The 24,561-nt window shown below is 45.5% G+C and carries 24 protein-coding genes and 3 pseudogenes; 19 read left to right on the forward strand and 8 right to left on the reverse strand.

The genetic code is table 11. The annotated features are described in order from the left end of the window. Positions 1-564 (forward strand): annotated as a pseudogene (locus CUS_RS13750) (relaxase/mobilization nuclease domain-containing protein); the annotation flags it as partial. Here the strand turns inward: CUS_RS13750 and CUS_RS13755 are convergent. Together CUS_RS13755 and CUS_RS13760 are read right to left on the reverse strand one after the other, a co-directional pair. Next, entirely contained in the window at positions 565-1,131 is a 567-nt protein-coding gene (locus tag CUS_RS13755; protein WP_037277550.1) for a hypothetical protein, read from the reverse strand. Further along, positions 1,128-1,340 carry a hypothetical protein gene (locus CUS_RS13760; RefSeq protein WP_002851819.1) on the reverse strand — a complete coding sequence of 71 codons (213 nt, stop codon included), beginning with the start codon at positions 1,338-1,340 and terminating at the stop codon, positions 1,128-1,130. The genes CUS_RS13755 and CUS_RS13760 overlap by 4 nt, the downstream gene beginning before the upstream one ends. A 52-nt stretch (positions 1,341-1,392) precedes the next feature. Here CUS_RS13760 and CUS_RS13765 point away from each other — a divergent pair, with 52 nt between their 5' ends. From CUS_RS13765 to CUS_RS18785, 3 genes are read left to right on the forward strand one after another with little or no spacing between them, the layout of a single operon-like run. Next, positions 1,393-2,214, forward strand: coding sequence for a helicase-related protein (locus CUS_RS13765; protein WP_037277552.1), 822 nt, complete (start codon positions 1,393-1,395; stop codon positions 2,212-2,214). An 11-nt stretch (positions 2,215-2,225) separates the two neighbouring features. Then, entirely contained in the window at positions 2,226-2,930 is a 705-nt protein-coding gene (locus CUS_RS13770) for a hypothetical protein (protein ID WP_002851799.1), read from the forward strand. Positions 2,931-2,935: 5 nt separating this feature from the next. After that, positions 2,936-3,523, forward strand: a complete 588-nt coding sequence (locus CUS_RS18785) for a hypothetical protein (RefSeq protein ID WP_002851784.1) — start codon at positions 2,936-2,938, stop codon at positions 3,521-3,523. Positions 3,524-3,560: 37 nt separating this feature from the next. Here CUS_RS18785 and CUS_RS13780 read toward each other — a convergent pair whose 3' ends face one another. After that, positions 3,561-4,913, reverse strand: coding sequence for an MATE family efflux transporter (locus CUS_RS13780; RefSeq protein ID WP_002851790.1), 1,353 nt, complete (start codon positions 4,911-4,913; stop codon positions 3,561-3,563). A 123-nt stretch (positions 4,914-5,036) separates the two neighbouring features. On the opposite strand from CUS_RS13780, the gene CUS_RS13785 reads away from it, so the two are divergent. Continuing rightward, complete coding sequence (locus CUS_RS13785; RefSeq protein ID WP_002851792.1) at positions 5,037-5,942, forward strand: LysR family transcriptional regulator; 906 nt, start codon at positions 5,037-5,039, stop codon at positions 5,940-5,942. A 350-nt stretch (positions 5,943-6,292) separates the two neighbouring features. Here the strand turns inward: CUS_RS13785 and CUS_RS13790 are convergent, their stop codons facing one another. Further along, entirely contained in the window at positions 6,293-6,778 is a 486-nt protein-coding gene (locus CUS_RS13790; protein ID WP_002851795.1) for a transporter substrate-binding domain-containing protein, read from the reverse strand. A gap of 132 nt (positions 6,779-6,910) precedes the next feature. Next, on the reverse strand, positions 6,911-7,873 hold the full coding sequence (gene speB, locus CUS_RS13795) for an agmatinase (RefSeq protein WP_002851796.1): 963 nt from the start codon (positions 7,871-7,873) through the stop codon (positions 6,911-6,913). 499 nt (positions 7,874-8,372) lie between these two features. Between speB and CUS_RS13800 the strand changes: the two genes are divergently transcribed. From CUS_RS13800 to CUS_RS19335, 14 genes and pseudogenes are all read left to right on the forward strand, one after another. After that, positions 8,373-8,783: a hypothetical protein gene (locus tag CUS_RS13800; protein ID WP_002851781.1), complete on the forward strand. Its 411-nt coding sequence runs from the start codon at positions 8,373-8,375 to the stop codon at positions 8,781-8,783. Beyond that, the gene (locus CUS_RS13805) at positions 8,780-9,097 is read left to right on the forward strand and encodes a hypothetical protein (protein ID WP_002851775.1); all 318 of its coding nucleotides are present in this window, start codon (positions 8,780-8,782) and stop codon (positions 9,095-9,097) included. Before CUS_RS13800 ends, CUS_RS13805 begins: the two co-directional genes overlap by 4 nt. 33 nt (positions 9,098-9,130) lie before the next feature. Then, positions 9,131-9,811 (forward strand): urease subunit gamma, encoded by a 681-nt coding sequence (gene ureA / locus CUS_RS13810; protein ID WP_002851772.1) that lies wholly within the window; start codon positions 9,131-9,133, stop codon positions 9,809-9,811. A 3-nt stretch (positions 9,812-9,814) separates the two neighbouring features. Continuing rightward, positions 9,815-11,527, forward strand: coding sequence for an urease subunit alpha (ureC, locus tag CUS_RS13815; protein ID WP_002851786.1), 1,713 nt, complete (start codon positions 9,815-9,817; stop codon positions 11,525-11,527). Positions 11,528-11,542: 15 nt separating this feature from the next. Further along, entirely contained in the window at positions 11,543-12,031 is a 489-nt protein-coding gene (locus tag CUS_RS13820) for an urease accessory protein UreE (RefSeq protein WP_002851809.1), read from the forward strand. A 16-nt stretch (positions 12,032-12,047) separates the two neighbouring features. Next, positions 12,048-12,722 (forward strand): urease accessory protein UreF, encoded by a 675-nt coding sequence (locus CUS_RS13825; RefSeq protein ID WP_002851768.1) that lies wholly within the window; start codon positions 12,048-12,050, stop codon positions 12,720-12,722. A 36-nt stretch (positions 12,723-12,758) separates the two neighbouring features. Then, positions 12,759-13,370: an urease accessory protein UreG gene (gene ureG, locus CUS_RS13830; protein ID WP_002851818.1), complete on the forward strand. Its 612-nt coding sequence runs from the start codon at positions 12,759-12,761 to the stop codon at positions 13,368-13,370. Next, positions 13,367-14,134, forward strand: coding sequence for an urease accessory protein UreD (locus CUS_RS13835; protein WP_002851811.1), 768 nt, complete (start codon positions 13,367-13,369; stop codon positions 14,132-14,134). Before ureG ends, CUS_RS13835 begins: the two co-directional genes overlap by 4 nt. A gap of 214 nt (positions 14,135-14,348) precedes the next feature. Further along, entirely contained in the window at positions 14,349-16,628 is a 2,280-nt protein-coding gene (locus CUS_RS13840) for a glycoside hydrolase family 95 protein (RefSeq protein WP_002851807.1), read from the forward strand. Between the two features lie 30 nt (positions 16,629-16,658). After that, on the forward strand, positions 16,659-18,371 hold the full coding sequence (locus CUS_RS13845; protein ID WP_002851816.1) for a glycosyl hydrolase: 1,713 nt from the start codon (positions 16,659-16,661) through the stop codon (positions 18,369-18,371). Between the two features lie 322 nt (positions 18,372-18,693). Further along, entirely contained in the window at positions 18,694-19,017 is a 324-nt protein-coding gene (locus CUS_RS13850; protein ID WP_002851767.1) for a PadR family transcriptional regulator, read from the forward strand. Then, positions 19,014-19,643: a DUF1700 domain-containing protein gene (locus CUS_RS13855; RefSeq protein ID WP_002851779.1), complete on the forward strand. Its 630-nt coding sequence runs from the start codon at positions 19,014-19,016 to the stop codon at positions 19,641-19,643. The genes CUS_RS13850 and CUS_RS13855 overlap by 4 nt, the downstream gene beginning before the upstream one ends. Next, positions 19,643-20,467 carry a DUF4097 family beta strand repeat-containing protein gene (locus tag CUS_RS13860; protein ID WP_002851788.1) on the forward strand — a complete coding sequence of 275 codons (825 nt, stop codon included), beginning with the start codon at positions 19,643-19,645 and terminating at the stop codon, positions 20,465-20,467. The genes CUS_RS13855 and CUS_RS13860 overlap by 1 nt, the downstream gene beginning before the upstream one ends. A gap of 12 nt (positions 20,468-20,479) precedes the next feature. Continuing rightward, positions 20,480-20,545: pseudogene (locus tag CUS_RS19335) on the forward strand (PspC domain-containing protein); the annotation flags it as partial. Between the two features lie 21 nt (positions 20,546-20,566). Here CUS_RS19335 and CUS_RS19600 read toward each other — a convergent pair. From CUS_RS19600 to CUS_RS18790, 3 genes and pseudogenes are all read right to left on the reverse strand, one after another. After that, positions 20,567-20,668: pseudogene (locus tag CUS_RS19600) on the reverse strand (SAM-dependent DNA methyltransferase); the annotation flags it as partial. After that, entirely contained in the window at positions 20,665-23,925 is a 3,261-nt protein-coding gene (gene hsdR / locus CUS_RS13865) for a type I restriction-modification system endonuclease (RefSeq protein WP_002851794.1), read from the reverse strand. The gene hsdR and the pseudogene CUS_RS19600, both read right to left, overlap by 4 nt. Positions 23,926-24,118: 193 nt before the next feature. Continuing rightward, the gene (locus CUS_RS18790; RefSeq protein WP_002851766.1) at positions 24,119-24,427 is read right to left on the reverse strand and encodes a helix-turn-helix domain-containing protein; all 309 of its coding nucleotides are present in this window, start codon (positions 24,425-24,427) and stop codon (positions 24,119-24,121) included. Positions 24,428-24,561: the final 134 nt, after the last annotated feature.

A 24,561-nucleotide genomic window follows, 5' to 3' on the forward strand; every position in this document is an offset into this window, starting at 1 on the left:
AAAGCCCCGAACAGGTTTGTTCAGGACGCTATCGACCGTGGCAATATGAAGCTCGCCAGTATTGCAAAGAATGTGATAGCCGAGTATGGTGTAGAGCCTGATCAGATAAAGCAAGCGGCTATATCGGAATACGCACACAGCCGAGGACTTCTCTCCAAGCTGAACAACATGAAAACGGAGATCGAGGACTTGCAGGTGAAGCTGAAAGTCCTGCGGAAATACCGCAAGCTGAAAGTGTACGGCGAGGAGCTGAAAGCCCTCAGCGGAAGTGCTGCGAAGAAGTACCGAAAGGAACACAGCGCAGAGCTTACCGAATACGGGCAAATTCGCACTAAGGTGTTGGAACTTTATCCCTCCGGTCATATCCCGACCGTGGAGAGCCTGGACAAAAAAATAAACGCCCTCATACAAGAGCGTTCATTGAAAGATCAGCAGTTTCGTGAAGCAGACAAGCGGGCGCGTGACCTTGCCGACGCACAGCGTACCATTGAGGAGTTTCTCAGGCAGGAGCGTAATGAGCAGCAGCAAGACCGCAAGCGTAAAAAGAATGGGGATTTGGAGTGATTATTTATGTGGAAGGTATAAGAGCTGATTCCCATTATAATCAAGCTCATAATAATTGTCCTCAAAGTCATAGAGGCATACACGATCTTCAAGTAGTTGAAAAGCCTGTTTATTGTTTGGTGATACGAAAATATCTCTGCCTGAAAAGCCCCACTTCTTATTGAAATCTTTATCATATCGAGCTACTTCAAGCTCACCATGAATAAAGTATCCGTCAGGTGTACTATACAGACCAAAGGCACAGCCGTACAAATCAGTATCATAGGTTGCTACTACTGTTCTGTTATGAAGATCAAGTCTAACAACTCGATTATCTTGAATTACGGTCAAAATCTCATCATCAAGCACAGCACAGTCATCAGGATATGATTGACCTGAGCCTACTAAAGCAACCTTATATTTGTCATGAAAAAGATTTACGGATAAAGACAGCACCCTATAAAAATCCTGAGCAGTATATCCGTCAACATTCAAGACGAGATCATATTCTCTATGGTCGGAGCTTTTGAGATCAAAGTTATCATCTAATGTGACCTCAACAGCACATCTATTATTTGTAAGTTTCATTGTTTTTCTCCATTGTGTTTTTCTTTGTATTCCTCCAACGCCGTGAGCAACAGCTTATTCACACTCATACCCTGAGACTCCGCATAAGCCTTGATCTTCTCACGCTCTCCCTTCGGAACATTGACACGGATATAATCGTAATGCCCTTTGAGGTACTCCGTGTTCGGAGCGGACTTTTTCCGCTTTTTGCCTGCGGTACACTCCTTCACCGCTACCGTCCAACACGCTCACCATATCGCAGAGCTGATTGACGGTGCTGTTGTGGTATCAGCAGACACACCCGACCGTGCGGAGATCATCGAGCGTTTCACTAAGCGAGAGATACCGTGTCTTGTGAATTGCATGATTTTCACCGAGGGAACTGATATGCCCCTGATTGAAACGGTCATTATCGCCCGACCGACACGAAATGCCAGTCTTTACACGCAAATGGTCGGCAGAGGTCTGAGACTGCACCCCGACAAGACCGACTTGCAGCTCATTGATTGTGTCGGTATCACAGGAAAACTCAATATCTGCACAGCACCCGACCTGTTCGGCATCGGCAAGCTCCCAAAGGGCATGACACAGGCGGACATTCAGGGCAAGCGCATCACCGAGATCGAGGACATGATCGAGGAGGTCGCAAACCGTCAGCCTGATTGGAAGATCAATGTGCAGCTTGTGGAACTTTTTGAGCAGAACGGCAAGTATGACACCCACAATGTCAACTACATCATTATGCCGGACGGTTCTATGCTTTGTTCGATCGGAGATAAGCGTGTCATCAAGGTCAGAGCCGAGGACATTACGGGCAACAGCTATGCCTACATGGTACACGATAACACGATCGTCTGGACCATTCAGCCCGCACCAATGCAGGAAGTCCTTGACGGTGTTTATAACCGCCTTGTCTGCGATTATCAAAGGGCAAAGAACCTGTGGGACTTGGAGCTTGTGAAACGCTGGGGTTCTCTGCCTGCTACGCTCTCTCAGCTCAGTTATCTGAAAAAACTCATTCGCAGAAGTCACCGAAACGATATTCGGGTTGACGATAACATCAGTAAATATGAAGCATCTGTCCTGATCGGACAGCTTGCATAGGAGAAATTACAATGAAGAAGTTTATCACAGCGGTATTCTGCACCGCACTTGCACTCAGCTCAGGCATGACAGCCTACGCTGCCGAAGTTCCCGACCGTGAAAGCCTTGAAACCGCCATTTGGGAAGATCTCTGGAACGGCAAGGGCGATAACGGACTTGAATATCCCGAAGCATCGTACAAGCACCACCTTCTTGACAGGTGGCTTGACGAGAACTACGGCACAGGCGGATATGACTGGAACGATGTGGGCGAGGTCACACACGGCTATCGCAGATACTACCGTGATCTGATCGACGGCTGGGACTTTGAGGACGATAACAGCGGTAATTGGACGATCGAGACTGAGGACAACTTTTACAGCTTCACGCTGCTTAACGGTACTTGGCAGATGATTGACCGCAACGGCGATACCGTGGACACCTTTCCTCCGTTCAGTACGCTGAAAGACGAACCCGAAGAAAGCACAGGCGGTCATCAGATCAACGATAACGGCGAGGACAGTCCGAGAGTGATCGGAGAGGTCGCAGGAGGAACGGAAACGGCTTCTGAGTGGCTTGCAGACAGAGAGGGTAACGATACCGACAAGGACAGTGCAAAGCCGTCTGAGGGCAATTCTGAGGGTTCCGGAGCCAATCCGCTTGCAATCATCGCAGGAGTGGCTGCTCTCGCAGGAGTCGGCGGTATCGGCTACTATATTACGAAGAAAAGGAAGTGACGGCAATGTTATTCAAGAGCAAACAGAAAGTCAACGACGCTCCTGTGTGGGAAGTCGATACCGACACACAGACGGTACGCCACCGCAACCCAAAGACAGGCAAAACGGAGCGTTATGTGTTCCACACCGACCACATTCGCTACTATCTGCACCACATCGAAGAAAAGCGGCCCGATCTCTTGCAGAAGATCGTGGACAAGGGCGAGATCTACAAGCACCTTGACGAGCTTGATACCAAAGTCACGGACGCAGTAAACCGTCAGACCGAGCTTCTTATGCAGTCGAGCCGTGACTATCAGGCAGCGGTGATGTCGGGGCGAATCGACCAGTCGGGTGCTATCGGCAATCTGCTCCGTATGCAGGCGCAGAGAGCCGTGTACGATACGATGATTTATCTATGGAAGGCTTACAGCGGAATTACTGGAATGAAAAAATCCACGCAGATCACAAGCGATTTGCGTGGATTTTGTTATTCAGTCCCAAAAGGGTATGCTGTCATTGTGGCGCGCGCCATAAAGATGACATGGACTTGTATGGAACGGATTTTGTGTGCGCCAATAGACTACGGGCTATTGACAAGCATATATACTTAGCGAAAATGTTATTTTTGCACATCTAATACAGTACCCTTCATAGGGTGACCAAAATGGGATCTTGACATTTTTTGTTCCACGCTCCGGAATGATAGAACATTACAGACATTCCCATAGCGACTGTCCAGCCGAGCGGCCAGGCAAGCCATATACCTGTTGTCCCGAAGAATACGGACAACATCTTAGCAAATACAACACGAAGTATCAGGTCGGTGAATGTCGCAGCCATAAACTGCTTCATCATTCCTGCACCCCTCAGTACACCGTCGGAAACGAGCTTTGCGGATACAACAAAGTAAAACGGCGACAGTATCTGCAAGAACCTTATGCCGACCTCCATTGCTGTTCCTGTCGGTTCGTCAAGGAAGATATACACAAGATATTTCCCTGCGAGCAGATAGGCAGCCGTGAGCGGTATGCACAGCACCCATACGAGCTTTATGCCTGCCTTGAAGCCTTCCTTTACTCTCGGCAGCTTATCTGCTCCTATGTTCTGGGCAGTAAAGTTAGATACGCCATTCCCCAGAGTTGTGAGCGATGTGATGACGAGGTTGTTCAGCTTTACCGAAGCGGCATAGCCAGCGATAACGCTCGATCCGAAATCGTTGATAATGCCTTGAATGATGATGTTGCCGACAGATATGAAGCTCTGCTGCAATATACTCGGAACTGCTACCGCTGCGATCTTGACGAGCAATTTCCATGAGAAAGGCTTGGCTTTTCCCTCCGTCTCTATTCTTGCAAATCTCCTGAATACAACAACCATTGCAAGAATACAGCTTATCCCCTGACAGATGAAGGTAGCCCACGCAACTCCCGAAACGCCCATGTGAAAGGCGGTAACGAACAGTATATCTGCACCGATATTTGATACTGATGAAGCCGCAAGGAATATGAACGGCGTTTTTGAATCGCCGAGTGCGGAGAAAATGCCAGTTGCCACATTATAGAAGAAAACGAACGGAAGTCCCCATATATATATGTCAAGGTACAGCTTTGAATCCGACAGGATATTATCGGGAGTGTGTATCAGCCTTAGCAGACCGTCAGAAAAGACAAGCCCTCCGATCATAAGCGCAAGACACAGAACACCGCCCGAGATCAAGGTGGTATAGACAGCCGTTTTCATATCCTTCAAACGTTTTGCACCGAAAAGCTGAGATACGATCACCGAACACCCGATATTGCAGCCGAACGCAAAGGCTATGAATATCAAAGTGATTTCGTAGCTGTTTCCAACTGCCGCAAGAGCATCCTCACCTACAAATTTTCCCGCAACAAAGCTGTCAGCGATGTTGTAGAGCTGCTGGAAGATAATACTGCCAAACAACGGCAGGCAAAACTTCCACAGCACCTTATCCGGTTTTCCGACAGTAAGGTCTTTGGTCATCAAACAACACTCCTTAAAAATAATACTTGACTTGGCTCAGCATTTATATTATAATACTTATAACGAGATATGTAAAATGTATGTTTAATATATCAGATATATCATAAAGGTATGGTGAATAATATGAATATCAGCTATGACCATTACAAAATTTTCTACTATGTGACCAAATACGGAAGTATAACGAGGGCTGCTAATGCTTTAACGCTCAACCAGCCCAATATTACAAGAACGATCAAAACCCTTGAAGCGGAGCTTGGATGTACCCTTTTTGAAAGGACAAACAAGGGCGTGCGTCTGACTCCAGAGGGTGAAAGGCTCTATGAGCATATCTGTACAGCAGTTGAGCAGATACAGGCAGGCGAGGAGGAAGTGTCCCTGAATAAAAGCCTGCAAAACGGCATTATATCCATAGGAGCTACCGAAGTCGCTCTCAGGTGTTTTCTGCTTCCGATACTTGGAGCTTACCACAGCAAATATCCAGGCGTTAAGCTGAAAATATGCAATTATTCCACACCGCAGGCGATCACAGCTTTACAGAAGGGCTTGGTCGATCTGGCAGTCGTTACAACACCTGCCGATGAGATCGGCTCTCTTAATGCACTAAAAATATGCAGTTTTCGGGAAACTGCAATATGCGGTCATGTATTTGAACATCTTGCAGAAAAAGAGGTCAGTATAAAAGAAATAGCAAAATACCCGTTGATAGCTTTGAGCACTGGAACAAAAACATACGAGTATTACAGAGATTTTTTCTCCGAGAACGGTCTGCCGTTTGAGCCTGATATCGAAGTCGAAACAGCCGACCTGATACTTCCTATGGTGCAGAACGGTCTTGGCATCGGATTTGTGCCTGAGCCGTTTCTTGACGGGAATGCTGATAATATCTGCCGTCTGAAGATCAAGGAGAATATGCCGACACGATATATTTGTCTGATAAAGAATAACGAATATGCTTTGAGCATTGCGTCCAGAGAGCTTGAAAGGTCTATCCGGGACAAGTGCAGAACAATGAGCATGAAAGGATAGTAAGGTCATATTAACCAAAAGCCACTTTTTCCTAACGAAAAACCACCTTTTCCTAACGTAGCGACCACTTTTTCCTAACTTTCAACACACTTTCATGTTTTAGAGCCACTTTTTCCTAACTTTCAACAATTCAGAGCAGAAAAATCTGTTTTTTGTCTGTGTAAAGACCACCTTTTCCTAACGAAAAACCACCTTTCCCTAACTTTCAACACACTTTCGTGTTTTAGAGCCACTTTTTCCTAACTTTAAAAACCACCTCGTTAGGAAAAGGTGGTTTTTAAATCGGGGCGTCAGGTTCAGCCCAACTTTCATTCCATTCTGTGGTTGTTGTGATAATATCATAGTAATCATCACACGGCAGAAAACATTCGCTTGCCCGACATATCTTCGATAGACTTGATGCTGTCATCGCCCTTTCTCTTTACGAAAACTGTAGTTCCGTTCTGGATAGGATAAGTCATCGTGTACTTGCCTGCACGTTCAGCAGTTACGCCGAGTGTTGCTCCAACAACGTCATATTTCTTTGCTTCAAGTCCTGCAAGTATTCCTTGAAACGGCAGGTCGATATAATCAAGCTCTACCCCCAGATCGTCGCAAATCTTAGCGAACAGATCTGCGTTGTAGCCTATGATCTTATCGCCGTCCATGTATTCAAAAGGCTCATAAGCGGCTTCTGTCGCAACTGTGAGCTTACCGTTTTCCTTGATCTGATCCAGTGTGAGCGGACCTGCGTTCTTGCTGCTTCCGCAGGCTGTAAGACATCCTGCCGCAAGTACCGAAGCCACTGCCACTGCACAAACTTTTCTTAAAATTCCAAATCTTCTTCCGCTTTTCATAACTGATTCCAACCTTTCACTTACTTTTCTAAATAATTCGGAGCGCTGACAAGCCGGACACCCTAGTGCCGCCGTCAACGCTCCGTTGCGTTTGATATTATATTTATTGGAGAGTGAATTATTTTTCTATCTTTATTTTCTCTTGCCGATCTTCTTCTGATAAGCAAGGATAGACATGAACTCAAAAATGATATTTGCGCCCATATAAGCTGTTATCTCTGAGTGGTCATATGGAGGAGCAACTTCTACTACATCAAAGCCTGTGAAGTTCAGGTCTTTCAGCGCTCTTATATATTGAAGTGTTTCAAAGGAAGTAAATCCGCCCACCTCAGGAGTACCTGTACCTGGTGCATAAGCCGGGTCAACAAAGTCGATATCGAATGTAAGGAACACCTTGTTGTCGCCAACCTTTTCCTTTATGACCTTGAGAAGATCTTCAGGAGAATATGTGTGGAGCTTGTCCCCTGGGATAACCGTGAAGCCAAGGTCTGCGGCGATCTTGAAATCGTCAGGATCGTAAAGAGAACCTCTCATGCCAATCTGAACCGACTTCTCAGGATCAATAAGACCCTCCTCCATTGCTCTTCTGAATGGTGTGCCGTGATTGTATTTCTGACCGAAAACCGTATCGCACAGGTCAAGGTGTGAATCGAAATGCACAAGGCTTACCTTTCCATGCTTCTTTGCGATAGCTCTAAGCTCGCCAAGGGTGATAGCGTGGTCGCCGCCAATGCTTATTGGAACTGCACCGCATTCAAGAACACCGTCCAAGGTCTGCTCGATAGCTGAATATGTTTCGTGGATATAATCAGGGATCACAGGAACGTCGCCAAGGTCTGCGCCCTTGAGTGAATCCATAATGTTGACGCCCATTGCAACATTGTTAGGCTTTATCATTGCCGAGATGTTTCTTACACCGTTAGGACCAAATCTTGCGCCTGCTCTGAAAGAAGCGGCGGTATCGAATGGTATACCAACGATAGCGAAATCCAATCCCTCTGCTGAGGTCGCGTGAGGAAGCCTCATGAAATTACCCATATTACAAAAACGAGGAGAGCCTGAGGCGCTCGGTGGCTGACAATTGTTGTTGATCATTTGAGGTCACTTTCCTTTCAAAATCACTGAGGAACATATCCGCATGACCGTTCAAGTCATTTCTGAATTGCTCTATGTGCAGAATTATATCACCATTCCTGCAAGTTGTCAAGAGCTATTTTTCAATTTTTCTGAAAATTATTCACTTTGGAATAAGCTTTGTTATCACTTATATAGCGTATTTACGCTATTTCGTCCATATCAAAATCGAAACTATTCATTTTTGAATAGTTTCTTTGTGCAAATCTACAAATGGCAATAATGCAATATTCAGATGTCAGACTTTCATTTTGTTCACATCTATTTTTTATTCAAAGCTGAATAAAATAAGAATTTTTCATTAACACTATTGCCAAATAAAAAGCTCTGTGCTATACTGATAATCAAAGCAATGACGCTCTTATAACCGATACGGCAATGCCTGTCGGTTTATAAGGGCGTTGTTTTTTTATTATCACTAGGTCAAACTCAGAAAACAATTTTGAAAGGAAGTTTTATTATGGCTTGTTTTTTAGTACCAGCAACAGAAGCGATCGTTACAACTATTGTGGCAAAGGCAGTAAAGTCTCACGAGGCAAAGACAGAGGAGCAGACAAAGGTCAAAGCTCTTTCGGAGGACAAGCTTCCTCTTTCTAAAAAGATAACAAGGCTCTCAGGCTTTCTGTGGGGCGGCTCAGGACTTTTGGCATTTGAGCATCTGTGGCATGGCGAGATATCACCGTTCTTCCCATTCCTGACAGCGGCTAACGACCCTTCGGAAATGGCAGTAGCATTCCACGAAATGGCGACTGTCGGAACATCAATGGCTGTTCTTGTGACAGCGGTATGGGCTGTGCTGACGGTGGTGTCTGACAAGATACTGAAACGTAAGCCAAAAAAGACTGCAAAGCTGGGCGGTGACGCCGTATGACACTTCTTATCACTCTCATAGCAGCCGTTATCATTACCATAGTATGGTACACATCACCAAAAGCCAGAAATCTTAAAGTGGGGCTGATGTGCTATATGTACTGGGGCGCATCTATAATGTGGCTCGTGGACGCACTTTTTGAATACAAAGAGCAGGGCGCAGGATATTTCACCCCTGCCACCGCAGACATGATAAACGACAGCTTTTTAGGAATCTGCGTTGTTGCACTCGGCACAGTCGTATGGCTCGGCACTATGCTCATAAGCGACCCTGAGGGAGTAGTAAAAAAAGCCCTTACAGAGAAAAAGCAGTAGAGACACTATACTATATAAATAGGAGGAATAATAATGCGACTTGTTCCAAGAGAGCAGGATAAGCTTATGCTCCATTATGCGGGCATGCTTGCCCGTGACCGAAAGGCACAGGGATTAAAGCTCAACTACCCTGAAGCTGTGGCATACATAAGCATGGAAGTAATGGAAAAAGCAAGAGCAGGAGCGTCAGCCGCTGAGCTTATGCAATACGGCACAAAGCTTCTTACCGCTGATGACGTCATGGACGGCGTTCCTGAAATGATACACGAAATACAAATAGAATCCACAATGCCCGACGGCACAAAGCTTGTGACAGTACACAACCCTATCAAGGGTGCAAGCAAGCTTCACCCAGGGGAATTTATCGTTGAGGAAGGCACTGTCAAGCTCAACGAGGGAACAGAAAGCATTGAGCTTACAGTCTCAAACACAGGGGACAGACCTATCCAGACAGGCTCCCACTTCCACTTTTTTGAGGTAAACAAGGCTTTGGAGTTTGACCGCAAGGCGGCTTATGGTATGCGACTTGATATCCCCGCAGGCACAGCGGTAAGATTTGAACCGGGAGAGAAAAAGACCGTCCGTCTTATACCTATCGGCGGCGACCGCATAGGCTATGGTCTGAATGGTCTTGTAAACGGAAAAATGGACGATGAAAACATCAAGCAGGCAGCCTTTGAAAAGGCTAAAAAGCTTGGCTTCAAGGGGGTGTAGGAAATGATCGAGATATCGAGAAAAGCTTACTGCGATATGTATGGTCCGACAGTTGGCGACAGGGTGCGCTTGGGCGACACTTCTCTTATTGCAGAAGTGGAAAAAGATTTGACAGTTCATGGCGATGAAGCAAAGTTCGGTGGAGGAAAATCTCTCCGTGACGGCATGGGGCAATCCTGCAAAGCCACTGACAAGGAGTGCCTTGACACTGTTATCACAAACGCTCTTATCATCGACAGCACAGGCATCATAAAGGCTGACGTTGGCATAAAGGACGGCAGGATAGCAGGAATAGGCAAAGCAGGCAACCCCGACATCATGAATGGCGTTGACAAAAACATGATAATAGGCGCTTCCACGGAAGCTATCGCAGGCGAGGGACTTATCCTCACCGCCGGCGGACTTGACACGCACATTCATTTTATCTCTCCAACTCAGGTGAGAACAGCCCTTTACAGCGGAATCACCACCATGATAGGCGGTGGTACAGGTCCTGCCGACGGCACCAATGCCACCACCTGTACACCCGGCGAGTTCAATATCCACAGAATGTTGGAAGCCTCCGAAGACCTGCCAATGAATTTCGGCTATCTCTGCAAGGGAAATTCAAGCGACATCACAACTCTCGAGGAGCAGATAAAGGCAGGCTGTATAGGCTTGAAGATACACGAGGACTGGGGCTCTACCCCTGACGTTATCGACCACGCACTTACTGTTGCGGATATGTATGACGTTCAGGCGGCTATCCACACCGACACTCTTAACGAGGGCGGATTTGTTGAAGATACCGTCAATGCTTTCAAGGGCAGGACTATCCACACTTATCACACAGAGGGTGCAGGCGGCGGACACGCTCCTGACATTATCAGAGCGGCAGCGTTCCCGAATGTTCTCCCTTCCTCAACGAACCCTACAATGCCTTACACCGCAAACACTCTTGACGAACATCTGGATATGCTCATGGTGTGTCATCACCTTGACAAGAACGTACCAGAGGACATTGCTTTTGCGGATTCAAGGATACGTCCTGAAACTATCGCCGCAGAGGACGTTTTGCACGATATGGGAATATTCTCAATGATGAGTTCCGACTCTCAGGCAATGGGACGTGTAGGCGAAGTCATCACACGAACATGGCAGACCGCTGACAAAATGAAGAAACAACGTGGCGCACTCCCTGAGGACAGCCAGCGAAACGACAATTTCAGAATAAAACGCTACATTTCAAAATACACTATCAACCCTGCTATAACCCACGGCGTATCAGAATATGTAGGCTCAGTGGAAGTTGGCAAGGTGGCAGACCTTGTTCTTTGGAATCCTGCATTTTTCGGAGCAAAGCCTGACATGATAATAAAGGGCGGATTTATTTTCGCATCAAAAATGGGCGACGCAAACGCTTCTATCCCTACCCCTCAGCCTGTGTGTTACACAGAAATGTTCGGTGGTCACGGGCTTGCCCTTTCAAGCACCTGTATCACGTTCGTATCAAAATACGCCTACGAGGACGGCATAAAGGAGAAGCTTGGTCTTAAAAGGCAGGTGCTTCCTGTGAAGAACTGCCGAAACATCTCAAAGGCTGATATGGTATACAACAACGTCTGCGGTGATATAAGAGTAGACCCTGAGACCTACACTGTCACAGTTGACGGCGAAGTTATTACCTGCGAGCCTTTTGACGAGCTTGCATTGGCACAGCGTTACTTTATGTTCTAAAGCGAGGAAACAAAAATGATAGCAGAAAAAATATTAGGCAATCTCTCTGAAAGCACCACCTCTGTAGAAGTAGACACAGTTGAGCTTGATTGGTTTGAAGCCGAGAAAAAGCGCATAAGAAAAACCACCGCAGGAGGACGTGACATAGGCATTGCCATTGACGAAAACCTAAAGGACGGGGATATCATCTATCTTGACGATAAGCTTTGCGTAGCAGTGAAGCTCACAAGCTGTCCCCTTATAAAGATAAACGTTCACACTATGCAGGAAATGGGCAGGCTTTGCTTTGAGATAGGCAACAGGCATTTGTCACTTAAAATATCTGACGACAACGTGCTTATCCCACATGACGAGCCTACAGAAAAGCACCTGAAAAACCTCGGCTTTGAGTGCGAGAACATCATAGGCAGATTTGACGATTTTATCGTCTGCAAAGCTCACGGACACTCACACAGCCACTCCCACGAGCATGGGGAACATCATCACCACGAACATTCACACTAAACGGAGCTGATAAAAAATGACCGATACCGCAGGACTTATTCACATTCTGCAAATATGCGACAGCCTTTTCCCTGTGGGTGCGTTCACGCTTTCAAATGGGCTTGAAACCTACGTTCAGCATGATATCATCACTTCGCCAAAAGGGCTTGAAGAATATCTCCATTCTTACATCTCAGTGCTGCCCTACAATGAGCTTGGTGCGGCGGCAGCGGCATACAATGCTGACGAAAAGGAGCTTTGCCGTCTTGATGAGATATACTCTGCGGCGAAAACACCATTTGAGATACGAAGCGGCTCAGAAAAGGTCACAAGGCGTTTTTTCAAAATATGCAACAATGGTCGGGAAAGCTTCACAGGGCTTTATAAAAGCCTGACTGAGCAAGGCATATGCAAGGGCCATCAGTGCATCGCCTATGGGCTTTATATGCGTGACAATGGCATCGAGCTTTCAGAGGGGCTTGCGGTATACGGCTATTCCATATGCTCCGCCATAGTCACAAACTGCGTGAAGCTTGTACCTCTAAGTCAGCTTGCAGGGCAGAAAATTCTCGGAGAGAGCTTTGAGCTTATATCCTCCGCTTCAGAAAAAGCCCTTTCCACTGATATAAACGATATCGGCATAAGCGGCGCAGGCTTTGACCTGCGTGCAATGCAGCACGAGCGACTGTATTCAAGACAGTATATGTCATAAGCTATGATTTATATAATATAATAAGGAGTACCAAAAATGAGCTATGTAAAAATAGGCGTAGGCGGACCTGTGGGATCGGGAAAAACCGCACTTATCGAACGCCTTACAAGAGAAATGTCAAAAGAATATTCCATATGCGTTGTAACAAACGATATCTACACCAAAGAGGATGCAGAATTTCTTACAAAAAACTCATGCCTGCCAGCTGACAGGATAGTTGGCGTTGAAACAGGCGGCTGTCCTCACACTGCCATAAGAGAAGACTGCTCCATGAACCTGGAAGCCGTTGACGAAATGGTGAAAAAGCACCCTGACACGCAGATCGTTTTCATTGAAAGCGGCGGCGACAATCTATCCGCCACATTCTCCCCTGACCTTGCAGACGCTTCTATCTATGTTATCGACGTTGCACAGGGTGAAAAGATACCAAGAAAAGGTGGCCCTGGCGTGACACGTTCCGACCTGCTTGTTATCAACAAGACAGACCTTGCGCCACTTGTTGGAGCTTCCCTTGAAGTAATGGCTTCCGACTCAAAGCGCATGAGGGGCGACAGACCGTTTCTTTTCACAAATCTCATGAGCCGTGAGGGCGTTTCTCAGGTCATAGATTGGATAAAAAAATCAGTGCTTTTTGAGGATCTGAAATGAACGGCAGACTAAGCCTGTCAACAGCCTTTGACGGACAAAAGACCGTTACTGAGGACTTATATTTTGCTCCCCCTTTCAAGGTGTATTCACCATTTTATGACCATAAAGGCTGGGCGAAATATATCTCAATGTGCGGCTCAGCAGGAGTATTGGCAGGTGACGAAAACGAGATAAAGCTTTTTGTGGGGGAAAACTGCAAGGTCATATTCACAGATCAGGGCTATCAAAAGCTTTTCAACACAAACGGCGGCATATCAAAACAGAGCATAAAGCTTGTTGTGCGCAAAAACGCAAGGCTTTGCTATATGCCCCACCCTATTATGACTTTCACAGGCTGTGAGCATATCTCTATGGGCAAGGTGAACATCACAGAAAGCTCTGAGCTTATTTTCTCTGAGATATACTGCTGTGGCAGAACTGCAATGGGGGAGGAGTTTGGCTTGAAGCGCTTTCGCTCACGCACCGAGATAGCAATTGACGGCAGGGCGGATTTTATCGACAACACTCTTATCGACCCAGCCGCACTGCCCATACGGCAAAAAGGCTTTTTCGAGGGCTTCACCCACACGGGATTTATGTATATCTACACCCCTGACAAGACAATGCTGGAAAGCATTTACCAAGCCGACTACACAGGCGACCCTGACAGCGCACAGCTTTGCGCCACTCACACGGAACGTGGCATAGCCATAAGAGCCTTGGGACATTCGGGAGAAGAGATTTTTGACGCTTTTCAGCTCATTGCAGAAAAAATTCGCACATAAAAACAGCGGATAAAATATTGTTAAACTTTTCACAAATGATCAAAAAACCAGTGAAAGCCTGCTGTAGGCTTACACTGGTTTTGTTATTTCTCACATCTCACAAGAGCCACGATCTCCCCCTTGTCAACCCAAACAAAATATGCTATAATATAAGGGATTGTAACCTACAACCATATCAAAATACAGATATATACAGATAACGAAAGGAATAGCCATGGATACTTCCGCACTTCTTTGGTATAAGACCCCTGCAGACGATTGGAACAAAGCACTGCCCCTTGGAAACGGCAGGATAGGCGCAATGGTGTTCTCTCAGCCACTTGAAGAGAGGATTCAGCTCAATGAGGACTCCGTCTGGTCGGGCGGCTTCCGTGAAAGAAATAATAAGTCCGCACTGCCTAATCTCGAAAAAGTGAGAAAACTGCTTTTTGAGGAGAAAATAAACGAGGCTGAAAAAATAATCTATGACGCTTTCTGCGGCACGCCTGTAAATCAAAGGCACTATATGCCACTGGGCGACATGAACGTTATACATTATAAAGAGAGCGAATGTGACTTCAAGAGCAGAAGCCTTGACCTTAACACCGCTGTCTGCACCACAGAATATGCCATAAACGGCGTTGACTACACAAGAGAAGTGTTTATCTCACAGCCCGATCAGGTGCTTGTTATGCACATAACGGCTTCCGAGAAAAAAGCGATAAGCGTCCGTGTACGCATTGACGGCAGAGATGATTATTTTGATGATAACTCGCCCGTTCATGACAACGATATCCTCTTTTACGGAGGAAGTGGCTCAGAGGACGGCATAAACTTTGCCGCTTATATAAAGGTACTCCACAAGGGCGGAAAGGTCTACCCATATGGAAGCTTCATAACCTGTGAGGACTGCGACGAGGTGACTATCCTCCTTGGCGCACAGACAAGCTACCGCTGTGAGGATTACAAGGGACAGGCTGTCTTTGACGTTGAAAGAGCCGAGGAAAAAACCTATGCACAGCTTAAAGCTGACCATATCGCAGACTACAAGTCATACTATGACCGTGCGAATATCTCCCTTTGCGACAACAGCTCAGGTAATTCCACCCTGCCTACAGACAAAAGACTTGCACTTGTGAAAGAGGGCAATCCCGACAACAAGCTTATTGAAATGTATCACAATTTCGGCAGATATCTACTTATTGCAGGCAGCCGAGAAAAGACCCTGCCTACAAATCTCCAAGGCATTTGGAACAAGGATATGTGGCCTGCTTGGGGCTGTAAATTCACTATCAATATCAATACCGAAATGAACTATTGGTGTGCAGAGAACTGTAATCTCTCAGAGCTTCATATGCCTCTTATCGACCATATCGAGAAGCTCCGTCCAAACGGCAGAAAGACCGCTAGGAATATGTATGGCTGCCGTGGCTTTGTCTGTCACCATAACACCGACATATGGGGCGACACCGCACCGCAGGACTTGTGGATACCTGGAACACAATGGCCAATGGGTGCGGCATGGCTCTGCCTGCACATATGGGAGCATTATCTCTATGTTCAGGACAGAGAGTTTCTCAGCGAGAAATATGACACCCTGAAAGAAGCGGCAGAATTTTTCCTTGACTTCCTTATCGAGGACAAAAAGGGCAGACTTGTTACCTGCCCGTCAGTTTCCCCTGAGAATACCTATCTCACAGCTTCAGGCTCAAAAGGCTCTATCTGCATAGGTCCGTCTATGGACAGCCAGATAATCTATGAGCTTTTCACTGCCGTTGCGGAAGCTTCAAAAATACTTGAAACTGACGGAGGTTTCAGAAAGAAAGTCCTTGAAGCCAGAGACAGACTTCCTGCACCTGAGATAGGCAAATACGGTCAGATAATGGAATGGGCAGAGGACTATGACGAAGTTGAGCCTGGTCACAGGCACATCTCACAGCTTTTCGCACTCTATCCTGCTGACATCATAACAATGCGAAAGACCCCTGAGCTTGCCAAAGCCGCAAGGGCTACCCTTGAAAGACGTCTTTCACACGGTGGCGGACACACAGGCTGGTCAAGGGCATGGATAATAAACCACTGGGCAAGACTTTTTGACGGCGAAAAAGTGTACGAAAATGTTATAGCACTTCTTTCAAACTCCACAAGCGAGAATATGTTCGATATGCACCCGCCTTTCCAGATAGACGGAAACTTCGGTGGCACAGCTGGTATCACGGAGGCACTTTTGCAAAGCGAGAACGGCGAGATAATTCTCCTGCCTGCACTGCCGAAAGAATGGTCTGAGGGCAGCTTCAAAGGACTTTGTGCAAGAGGCGGCTTTGTTATCGACCTTGAGTGGAAAAACTCAAAGATAACAGCCTGCCACATTCACTCAAGGTGCGGAAAGAAGTGCAGGATAGTGTGTGACAATGTAAAGGTACACACTGCAAGCAGCGAGGTACAGACTTTGTACACAGACGGCGCAGCAGAGTTTGACACGGAAACAGGTAAAACATACACGCTCACATTCTGAGCAAAAGACAAAATTTGAGAGGATATTGAAATGAGACATTATCGGATAATGGCAGCGACTGTTGCAGCAATTTGCACGCTGTCAGGCTGCGGAGTGCAGATAGGCAGAAACGAGAGCATGACCGCCCCCGAAAAAACATCTGTTGTAACCACAACAAAGGAACAGACAAACGATGACAGCAAGGCTGACAAGCAGGCTTTAAAAAGCTACGAAGAAACAAAGATAGTGGCAAACGCCATACCTTATGTGAAGTTTTCAAAAAGCGTTGAAGCCGAAGCAGGCTCAGTTTCAGGCAAGGCGAAAGTAAAAAGCGACCGCAAGGGCTACAAGGGCAAGGGTTATGTGACGAACATTTCCGCTGAGGAAGATTGGTCAAGAGAGATCGAGCTTACCGACTCACAGTATTATAACCTTACCATAACAGTGGCTTCCGATGTGCCGTGTGTGAACGGCATAGCTGTGAACGGCAAAAAGCTTCAGGATTTCTCAGCCAGCGGCTCGGGCAAGTTTGAAAAGGTGACTTTCAAGAACATCTACATAGAAAAAGGCAAGACGGCAATATCCGTTATCCCTGTGGACGGCGGACTTGACGTTGACTGCCTGACCCTCACCGCAAGCGAGGATATATCAAAGCTTGACCTTACTATATCAAAGCCTGCTCTTTCAAACAAAGACTCCGACTACAACGCAAAAGCGCTTTATCAGTATCTTTGCGAAAGCTACGGCAAGCAGGTGCTTTTGGGTCAGCATGACACCATCGGCACATCTGCTGAAACAGACATGATATACAAAACCACAGGAAAATACCCTGCAATACGTTTTGGCGACCTTATGCTTGCCACTGAAAAGGACAGCATTACCACCGACACCGAGATGAACATCGCCATGGATTGGGCTTCAAAGGACGGCATAGTGGGCTATATGTGGCACTGGGCTGCCCCTGACGACAAGCGTGAATATTATGCCGACCAGACGGATTTTGACATCAAAAAGGCAGTTACAAAGGAAAATATCGCAGAACTCAGCCTTGAGGATATCAAAAAGCTTCAAAAGGACGGCAAGGTAAGCAAAGAATGTGTTGCTGTCGTTCAGGATATCGACACCGTATCTGAGAAACTCTCCACCCTCCGTGATGAGGGAATAGCAGTGCTTTGGCGACCGCTCCACGAGGCCAGCAACGGTGATTTCTGGTGGGGCAATGACAAGGAAGCCTACAAATGGCTTTGGAAGCTTATGTACGAGCGTCAGACGAAATACCACAAGCTGAACAATCTCATATGGGTATGGTCAGCACAGAATGCCGATTGGTATGTGGGCGACGAATACTGCGACGTGCTTTCCTGCGATGTTTATGACGACGGCAATAAGGACGCACAGGTGAACATAATGCTTTTCCTGCAAAGCATATCAAAGAACAAGCCTATTGCAATGAGCGAATGTGGAAGCTTCCCTGACATACAGAGCATTGCAGACGAAAAAGCCATGTGGGCGTTCATAGGTCAATGGGGCGGAAATTATCTTATGACCGATGACGGCAAGCTTGCTGAAGAAAACAACACCGCCGCAGAGCTTATCAAGACGTATAACAACAATCTCACTCTAACAAGGGATAAGCTCCCCGACTTCACCCACCTTGCAAGTTCCATAAAGGACACGGAAGAAAAATCCGCTGACAGCAAAAAGAATGATAGCTCAAAGGCTGACAGCAAGACGAAGAAAGAAAATACCTCTAAAGCAGAATAGAAAAAAACCGCTGAGAACCCTCTCAGCGGCATTTTTATACCCTATTTATCTTTCAGCGCCTCAGAAAGCGTCCGCCAGCCGAGCATTGCACACTTTACTCTCGCAGGCATATGGGAAATATCCCTGAGGGCTGACGCCTCTTCAAGGCTGTCTAGGAATTTTCAGCAAACAATTACTCTAAACTAACTCGCATAAAATGATGATAACAAAAAAAATGATTTTACCCCTTGACAAATAATATTATATGACGTATAATATATTCAACGATATAGTATTATAGATCTATATAATAACTGAGCTGACTAAAGAGAGGAGAGAGTAAATGGGCTTTCCAATAAGTGCAGGACTGCTTGATTCCATGGTACTGTCAGTGGTAGACAGAGAGGATACCTATGGATATGAGATAACGCAGTTCATACGCAGTGCGGTGGATGTTTCAGAATCCACATTGTATCCTGTACTGAAACGGCTTCAAAAAAACGAGCTGCTTGAAACCTACGATAAGGAATATATGGGCAGGAACAGACGTTATTATCACGTTACCCCAAAGGGAGAAAAAGCTCTTGAAGAATACCGCAGAGAGTGGAAGAAGCATAAGAATATGGTAGACCGTATATTATTAGAAAAAGGTGGAGAAAATACATGAACAGACTTGAGTATTTTACCCAACTGCGCAGATCGCTTGAAGACGGCGGACTTGCCGAAGATGAAATAAATGACGCAATGGGGTTTTATGAGGAGATATTCCTTGATGCAGGTGCAGCCCATGAAGCTGAAACTGCCGCAAACCTCGGCTCTCCCGAAGAGCTTGCCAACAAAATTTTGCAGGACAGTGGCATACACCCACAGGGCGACTCGGTATTTCAGATGGAAGCCGCCGCTGACCCCTCACAGGCTCGTGATACTGACAATAATGTGCCACAGAACGGCAATTCTCTCTCAAAGCTTCTTGTTATCATCATCACAAGCCCAATATGGTTCAGCCTTATGTGTGCCTTTGCCGCAATAGCCCTGGCGATACTTTGCGCACTTTTAAGCATAATTATTGCAGTTTTCGCAACAGGCTTCTCCCTTACAATAGGCGGTATAGTAACGCTTTTCACGGTCTATCCCGCAGGCATTGCCCTGATCGGTGCAGGACTTATTTGTATCGGACTTGGAGGCATGATTGTAATGCCTGTTATAAGGTGCATATGGCGTAGCTGTGTAAGCCTTTTCAACAAATTCACAAACTTTGTCCATAGGTTTGTAAGCTCAAAGGCGGTGGCATAATGGCAAAATATGATAACACAGGCGACGTAAAACGCAGACGTTTCCCATTTTTTTTGACGATATTTATTATCGGCATAGTGCTTTTCATTGTGGGCGTGGTGCTTATCAAGGTCACAAACACCAAAAGCCTTGGCAAGCGTTATTCCTACAACGAAACTTTTGACGTTGCCGCTATAGATAATATGGAGATCAATTTCTCCGCAGGGGATCTCAACATCAAAAAGAGCAGTGACGAAAATATCCACGTCACAGGAGAAAATCTCCCAGAGAAGATAAATTTTTCGTCATCAAACAGCAAGCTTCAGGTCAAGACCGCCGACAGCCTTTTGCACCTTAAAGGCGGATATATCTCTTTTGACGGAAGTCAGCCTACGCTGACTATAGAGCTTCCTGAAAAAGCGTTTGACACTGTAAAGATAGACGCAGGCGCAGGACAAATGAAGCTTTCAGATCTGATCTGTGAAAACCTCGACATAGATTTCGGTGCAGGAAGCTCAGAGGTCATTAACGTCACCTGCACAAATGAAGCCGACTTTGACCTTGGAGTAGGAAAAACAGTTTTCAAAGACTGCACTTTTAACGATTCCGACTTTGACTGCGGGGTAGGCGAAACAGACTTTGCAGGAAAGCTTCTCGGTGACGCTGATATAGACGGCGGTATAGGAAGCATAAATTTTGATATCGACGGCTACAAAAACGATTATAAAATAAAATCAGACAGCAAAGTGAAAATAAATAGCACAACAGAAGAGAACGAGCTTCTCTACAAAATAAAACTTGACATTGACAACGGTATCGGCGAAATTTCGCTTAATTTCAGATAAGGAGTGATAGAAATGGCAAAGCCACTTTACAAATTAAGAGAAGGCAGGATAATTTCAGGCGTTTGCGCAGGACTAGCGGAGTATTTCAACATCGACGTGAACATAGGTAAGCTCCGTAACATACTGCTGATAGGTGATACCATCATCACGCAGTACGTTACACAGATTCCAGAGCTTTGCAACAATTTCCTGATTATTCAAGCTACGATTCCTCCATCGTCATATAAGTATTGGTTCAGTTCCATAATAACCTCATGGAGCTGTCCCTCAAATCGGCGGTCAATGCCTTTGAAGCCACCATTGTTCTTGAAAGCACCCTGTTCAAACATCTGCTCATCAAGCACAGCTTCTTCAAGCATGACTTTTTCTATACGTTTCAGCCAGTCAAGCTGAACCTTGTTAAACTTGTGGTTCTGTCTCAGCTTTGCAAAGGCATTTTTAACTCGTGTTTCATGGCTTATCAGTGCCGAGCCGATAGCCTGCTGCCGAACAAATGCGATAATATCCGCAACAATATCTTCGTTTGTCATTTCATTCCAAGCAGTATTGAGCTGTTTTTCCGTGAAATCATGACGGTCAAGCTCCATTTTCAGCTCTTTGAGAGTTGCCCTTGTCAGCTCAGAGGGGCGAGTGCATACGATTTTGAGCGCATTTATCTCGTTAAGGTTCTCCACAACGAACTTCCTGAATGCTTCAATATAGTCTTCGGGTTTGCTTGCCTTGCCGTAACCTCTTTCATGTGATACGACCTCATCATCATGATCGTCTATTACAACGGGACGCTTTCTATGTGTTCTGTCTTTATCAAGCACAGCAAATGCCTCAGAGCATTCCAAAGCTCTCTTTGTGGAGTCGGCAACTTTGCCGTCATTCAGCTCTTTTGCAAAAGTATTAAGGTCTTTTCCGCCTGTCAGGTATATGAATTGCTCCAGAGCTTTTGCACTGATCTTACGGCTTTTCCTTTGCAGTTTGGCAATAATCAGACTAAGCTGATATGCCTGTTTGTCCTTCTCAACAACTCTCAAACCATTAAGTAAGTCCGCAAAGGTAGTCTGGGGATTTGGTGTAACAGGCTTCATATTGCTTACAGGCTCTAAGGTTTCATAGACACCTACGGGATCATAGATCTCAAAGTGGTCTTTGTCTATCTTGCTGCACAATCTCGTAGCTCTGCCGAGCATCTGCTCAAACAGGATACGAGATTTGATACGGCGCATAAATACAAGATTAACGATCTCAGGCACATCAATACCTGTTGTCAGCAAGTCAACAGTAACAACAACCTTTGGATATGCTTCATTCTTGAACTGCCGTATCGCTTCAAGTATCTTCTTTTTATTGCCTCCCTCTATGCTTCCGGTGATTTTCTTGACTACATCGTTATCGATACCGTATTTCGAGTAAATATCTTTCAGTATCTTTACGATAAGGTCAGCATGATCGTCATCGACCGCATAGATAAGCGTTTTGCCCTCGCCGTCAGGATTGAAGTCCATAGCGATTTCATTAAATACGGCTAAATTGAACTTCTCAGTAATTACGTCCTTATTGAATTTATCTATTTCAAACTTCATATCGTCCTCAAGCTCATCACTGTTGAGGACTTCGCCCGTGTTCGGATCATAGATTGCGAGCGTTTCACCCTTTTTGTATTCAATGCCGTTATCACGGAGCTTGGTGTGAATATCGTGCGGAGCATCGTGATCGACAAGATAGCCGTCAATGACAGCTTCTCTGTAAGAGTATGTAAACACGGGCTTTCCGAATATCTCTGTTGTATGCAGGGCAGGGGTAGCCGTCAAAGCGACCTTGACAGCATCGAAATACTCTATAACAGTACGATATTTGCTGATATAATCTTCCTGATTACGATACAGCATTTCATCATCGCTCAATTCTTTGTCGAGCGTATAACCCCTATGCGCTTCATCAACAACGATCAGGTCATAGTCAGAAACAGAGGGCATTGTACCATCTTCGCTGTATATCAGACGTTTTACAAGGCTTTGCACCGTAGCTATATGTATCTTTGTTTCCTTATCGATCTCTTTTTCGTCAAGACCTTTGATATTATAGATCTCATCGAGAGTCATTAAATCCTCTATCTTGACTTCTTTGAACACATCGGCTGCCTGTTCACCGAGCGCAGTCCTATCCACAAGGAATAGAATACGTCTGAAACGGTTGCTCTTGATAAAGCGGTATATCATTCCGAGGATTGTTCTGGTCTTACCGGTTCCCGTAGCCATAGACAGCAACGCTGTTTTCTTTCCATCAATGATAGCGTTCTCGGCGGCTTCAATAGCCCTTATCTGATATTCACGCAGATTCAGTCCGTCAGGATCACGCAGTAAATCGTATGGGGTATTCTGCAATGTCTGATTTGCCGCTGAAATATCCTTATCGAGCATTTCCATAAGACCGTCAGGGCTGAACCAACCTTGCAAAGCCTTTGGAGTATTCGCACCGTCACGCAGATCAAGAAACCATATACCCGATTTCAGCTCAATCTGTTTCAGATACTTTCTTCCATTAGTTGCGAAAACGAACGGAACTTTATAACCGTTCCAGTCCTTTATAACATACTCGCTATGCTCCGCTTTTATCATACGGGCATAATCTTTGCACTGATAGTCTATTACAGACGGAATATCTATACTTGCTTTCTTTGCTTCAATAATAGCAACAAGTTTAAGCCCCACAAAGAGAGCATAGTCCGCATAACCACCCTTAGTTACCGTAGAATTAGTCGGAAACTCAGCGATAGCAAGGTTACGTCCCTTTTGTGGTCTGGTCCCTTTGGAGTAGCGGAGATTGTTGGTATCGACCTCCCAGCCGTATTTCCTGAGCTGATCGTCAATGATGATTCGTGTTTCAGCTTCGGAAAGCTCCATTGCTTCTGTAACTTCTGCCGATTTGTCGGCTCTGTCCTTTGCAGATGAACCTTCCGTAGCTGTTATAACAGGTTCAGCCTTAGTAGCGTTTGCAAGCTGTTCCTCTAAATCCTTGATAATGTTTTCATAATCAGGGACAGGCTTATTTTCCGGCATAACAAAATCAGGTGCTTGGAAGTTGTAGTCACCATAGACCTCCATGAACCATACAGCAAGCCTGAATGCCATTCTAAGCAGGGATTTTGCGGTATCAACAGAATCTTCGTATTTATGAACGGCATCATTACGCTTCATTCTGAGTGAATAAAGTATATCGTCAATTCTGCCGCCACGATCTATAAGCCCTTCATGTTTCAGGATTTTTATTCTATTAGCGTGGGTATTATCATAATCAGGCTCATCAAGCCCTTCATTTGCAAATATTTCCTGTACGAGACGTTCAGCAAACATTCCGAGTTTATAAATACAAGCATTAGGATCGTTGTATAGGTAGCTTTCAGCGGTTTCGCCAATTTTGGCAAGAGTTCCCCAATACTTGTTCAAAAATTCAAAGTTCGATTTCATGGTTATTCACCTCCATCTTTATGAACTTCCCATAATACGGTATTATCAGAAGTTACACTTAATAATATTATAGCACAATCTGCACAAATAGTCAATGATTCGACAGGCATTTTTCTAAATATTTCACCGAGGACTTATAAGTCCAATATGGGTAAAAAAATACGGCTACTGCATCTTTTACAGTAGCCATCGCTTATTTATTCAGAACATCGCTCATATTCAGCAAAGCATCTGCCTTTTCATCAGAAAGCCTGCGGAAATTCTCAATCAAGTGCCGTTCTTTCTCCGTAAGATAGGTACATTCCGTATCATCATTGAACATCTCCGCAAGTGAAGAACCGAGAGCGACTGCCAGACGATTCAGCGTTTCAATGGTGGGCTGCCGTGTGCCTTCCTCGATGCCCTTGATATGGTGTCCCGACACTCCTGTGAGCTGTGTAAGGCGGTACATAGACATTTTCTTATCTTCCCTGAGCTTGTGCAGTTTCTTGCCGACTTCCATAAAACCGCCCCTTTCTTATTGGCTACTATTATTATATACCTTATCGGACAATAAAATAATATCCGTGTGGGCTTGAATGTATGGACATTTAGGTGTATAATATATGGTAATAAAAGTGAATAGGAGCTGTTGCA

Source organism: Hominimerdicola alba 8, assembly GCF_000178155.2.
In the GTDB taxonomy this organism is placed as follows: Bacteria; Bacillota; Clostridia; order Oscillospirales; family Ruminococcaceae; genus Hominimerdicola; species Hominimerdicola alba_C.

Bases quoted from the DNA above. Each gene is read 5' to 3' on its own strand.
- CUS_RS13755 (WP_037277550.1), bottom strand. From the start codon at position 1,131: ATGAAACTTACAAATAATAGATGTGCTGTTGAGGTCACATTAGATGAT.
- CUS_RS13770 (WP_002851799.1), top strand. From the start codon at position 2,226: ATGAAGAAGTTTATCACAGCGGTATTCTGCACCGCACTTGCACTCAGC.
- CUS_RS18785 (WP_002851784.1), top strand. From the start codon at position 2,936: ATGTTATTCAAGAGCAAACAGAAAGTCAACGACGCTCCTGTGTGGGAA.
- CUS_RS13780 (WP_002851790.1), bottom strand. From the start codon at position 4,913: ATGACCAAAGACCTTACTGTCGGAAAACCGGATAAGGTGCTGTGGAAG.
- CUS_RS13785 (WP_002851792.1), top strand. From the start codon at position 5,037: ATGAATATCAGCTATGACCATTACAAAATTTTCTACTATGTGACCAAA.
- CUS_RS13790 (WP_002851795.1), bottom strand. From the start codon at position 6,778: ATGAAAAGCGGAAGAAGATTTGGAATTTTAAGAAAAGTTTGTGCAGTG.
- speB (WP_002851796.1), bottom strand. From the start codon at position 7,873: ATGATCAACAACAATTGTCAGCCACCGAGCGCCTCAGGCTCTCCTCGT.
- CUS_RS13800 (WP_002851781.1), top strand. From the start codon at position 8,373: ATGGCTTGTTTTTTAGTACCAGCAACAGAAGCGATCGTTACAACTATT.
- CUS_RS13805 (WP_002851775.1), top strand. From the start codon at position 8,780: ATGACACTTCTTATCACTCTCATAGCAGCCGTTATCATTACCATAGTA.
- ureA (WP_002851772.1), top strand. From the start codon at position 9,131: ATGCGACTTGTTCCAAGAGAGCAGGATAAGCTTATGCTCCATTATGCG.
- ureC (WP_002851786.1), top strand. From the start codon at position 9,815: ATGATCGAGATATCGAGAAAAGCTTACTGCGATATGTATGGTCCGACA.
- CUS_RS13820 (WP_002851809.1), top strand. From the start codon at position 11,543: ATGATAGCAGAAAAAATATTAGGCAATCTCTCTGAAAGCACCACCTCT.
- CUS_RS13825 (WP_002851768.1), top strand. From the start codon at position 12,048: ATGACCGATACCGCAGGACTTATTCACATTCTGCAAATATGCGACAGC.
- ureG (WP_002851818.1), top strand. From the start codon at position 12,759: ATGAGCTATGTAAAAATAGGCGTAGGCGGACCTGTGGGATCGGGAAAA.
- CUS_RS13835 (WP_002851811.1), top strand. From the start codon at position 13,367: ATGAACGGCAGACTAAGCCTGTCAACAGCCTTTGACGGACAAAAGACC.
- CUS_RS13840 (WP_002851807.1), top strand. From the start codon at position 14,349: ATGGATACTTCCGCACTTCTTTGGTATAAGACCCCTGCAGACGATTGG.
- CUS_RS13845 (WP_002851816.1), top strand. From the start codon at position 16,659: ATGAGACATTATCGGATAATGGCAGCGACTGTTGCAGCAATTTGCACG.
- CUS_RS13850 (WP_002851767.1), top strand. From the start codon at position 18,694: ATGGGCTTTCCAATAAGTGCAGGACTGCTTGATTCCATGGTACTGTCA.
- CUS_RS13855 (WP_002851779.1), top strand. From the start codon at position 19,014: ATGAACAGACTTGAGTATTTTACCCAACTGCGCAGATCGCTTGAAGAC.
- CUS_RS13860 (WP_002851788.1), top strand. From the start codon at position 19,643: ATGGCAAAATATGATAACACAGGCGACGTAAAACGCAGACGTTTCCCA.
- hsdR (WP_002851794.1), bottom strand. From the start codon at position 23,925: ATGAAATCGAACTTTGAATTTTTGAACAAGTATTGGGGAACTCTTGCC.
- CUS_RS18790 (WP_002851766.1), bottom strand. From the start codon at position 24,427: ATGGAAGTCGGCAAGAAACTGCACAAGCTCAGGGAAGATAAGAAAATG.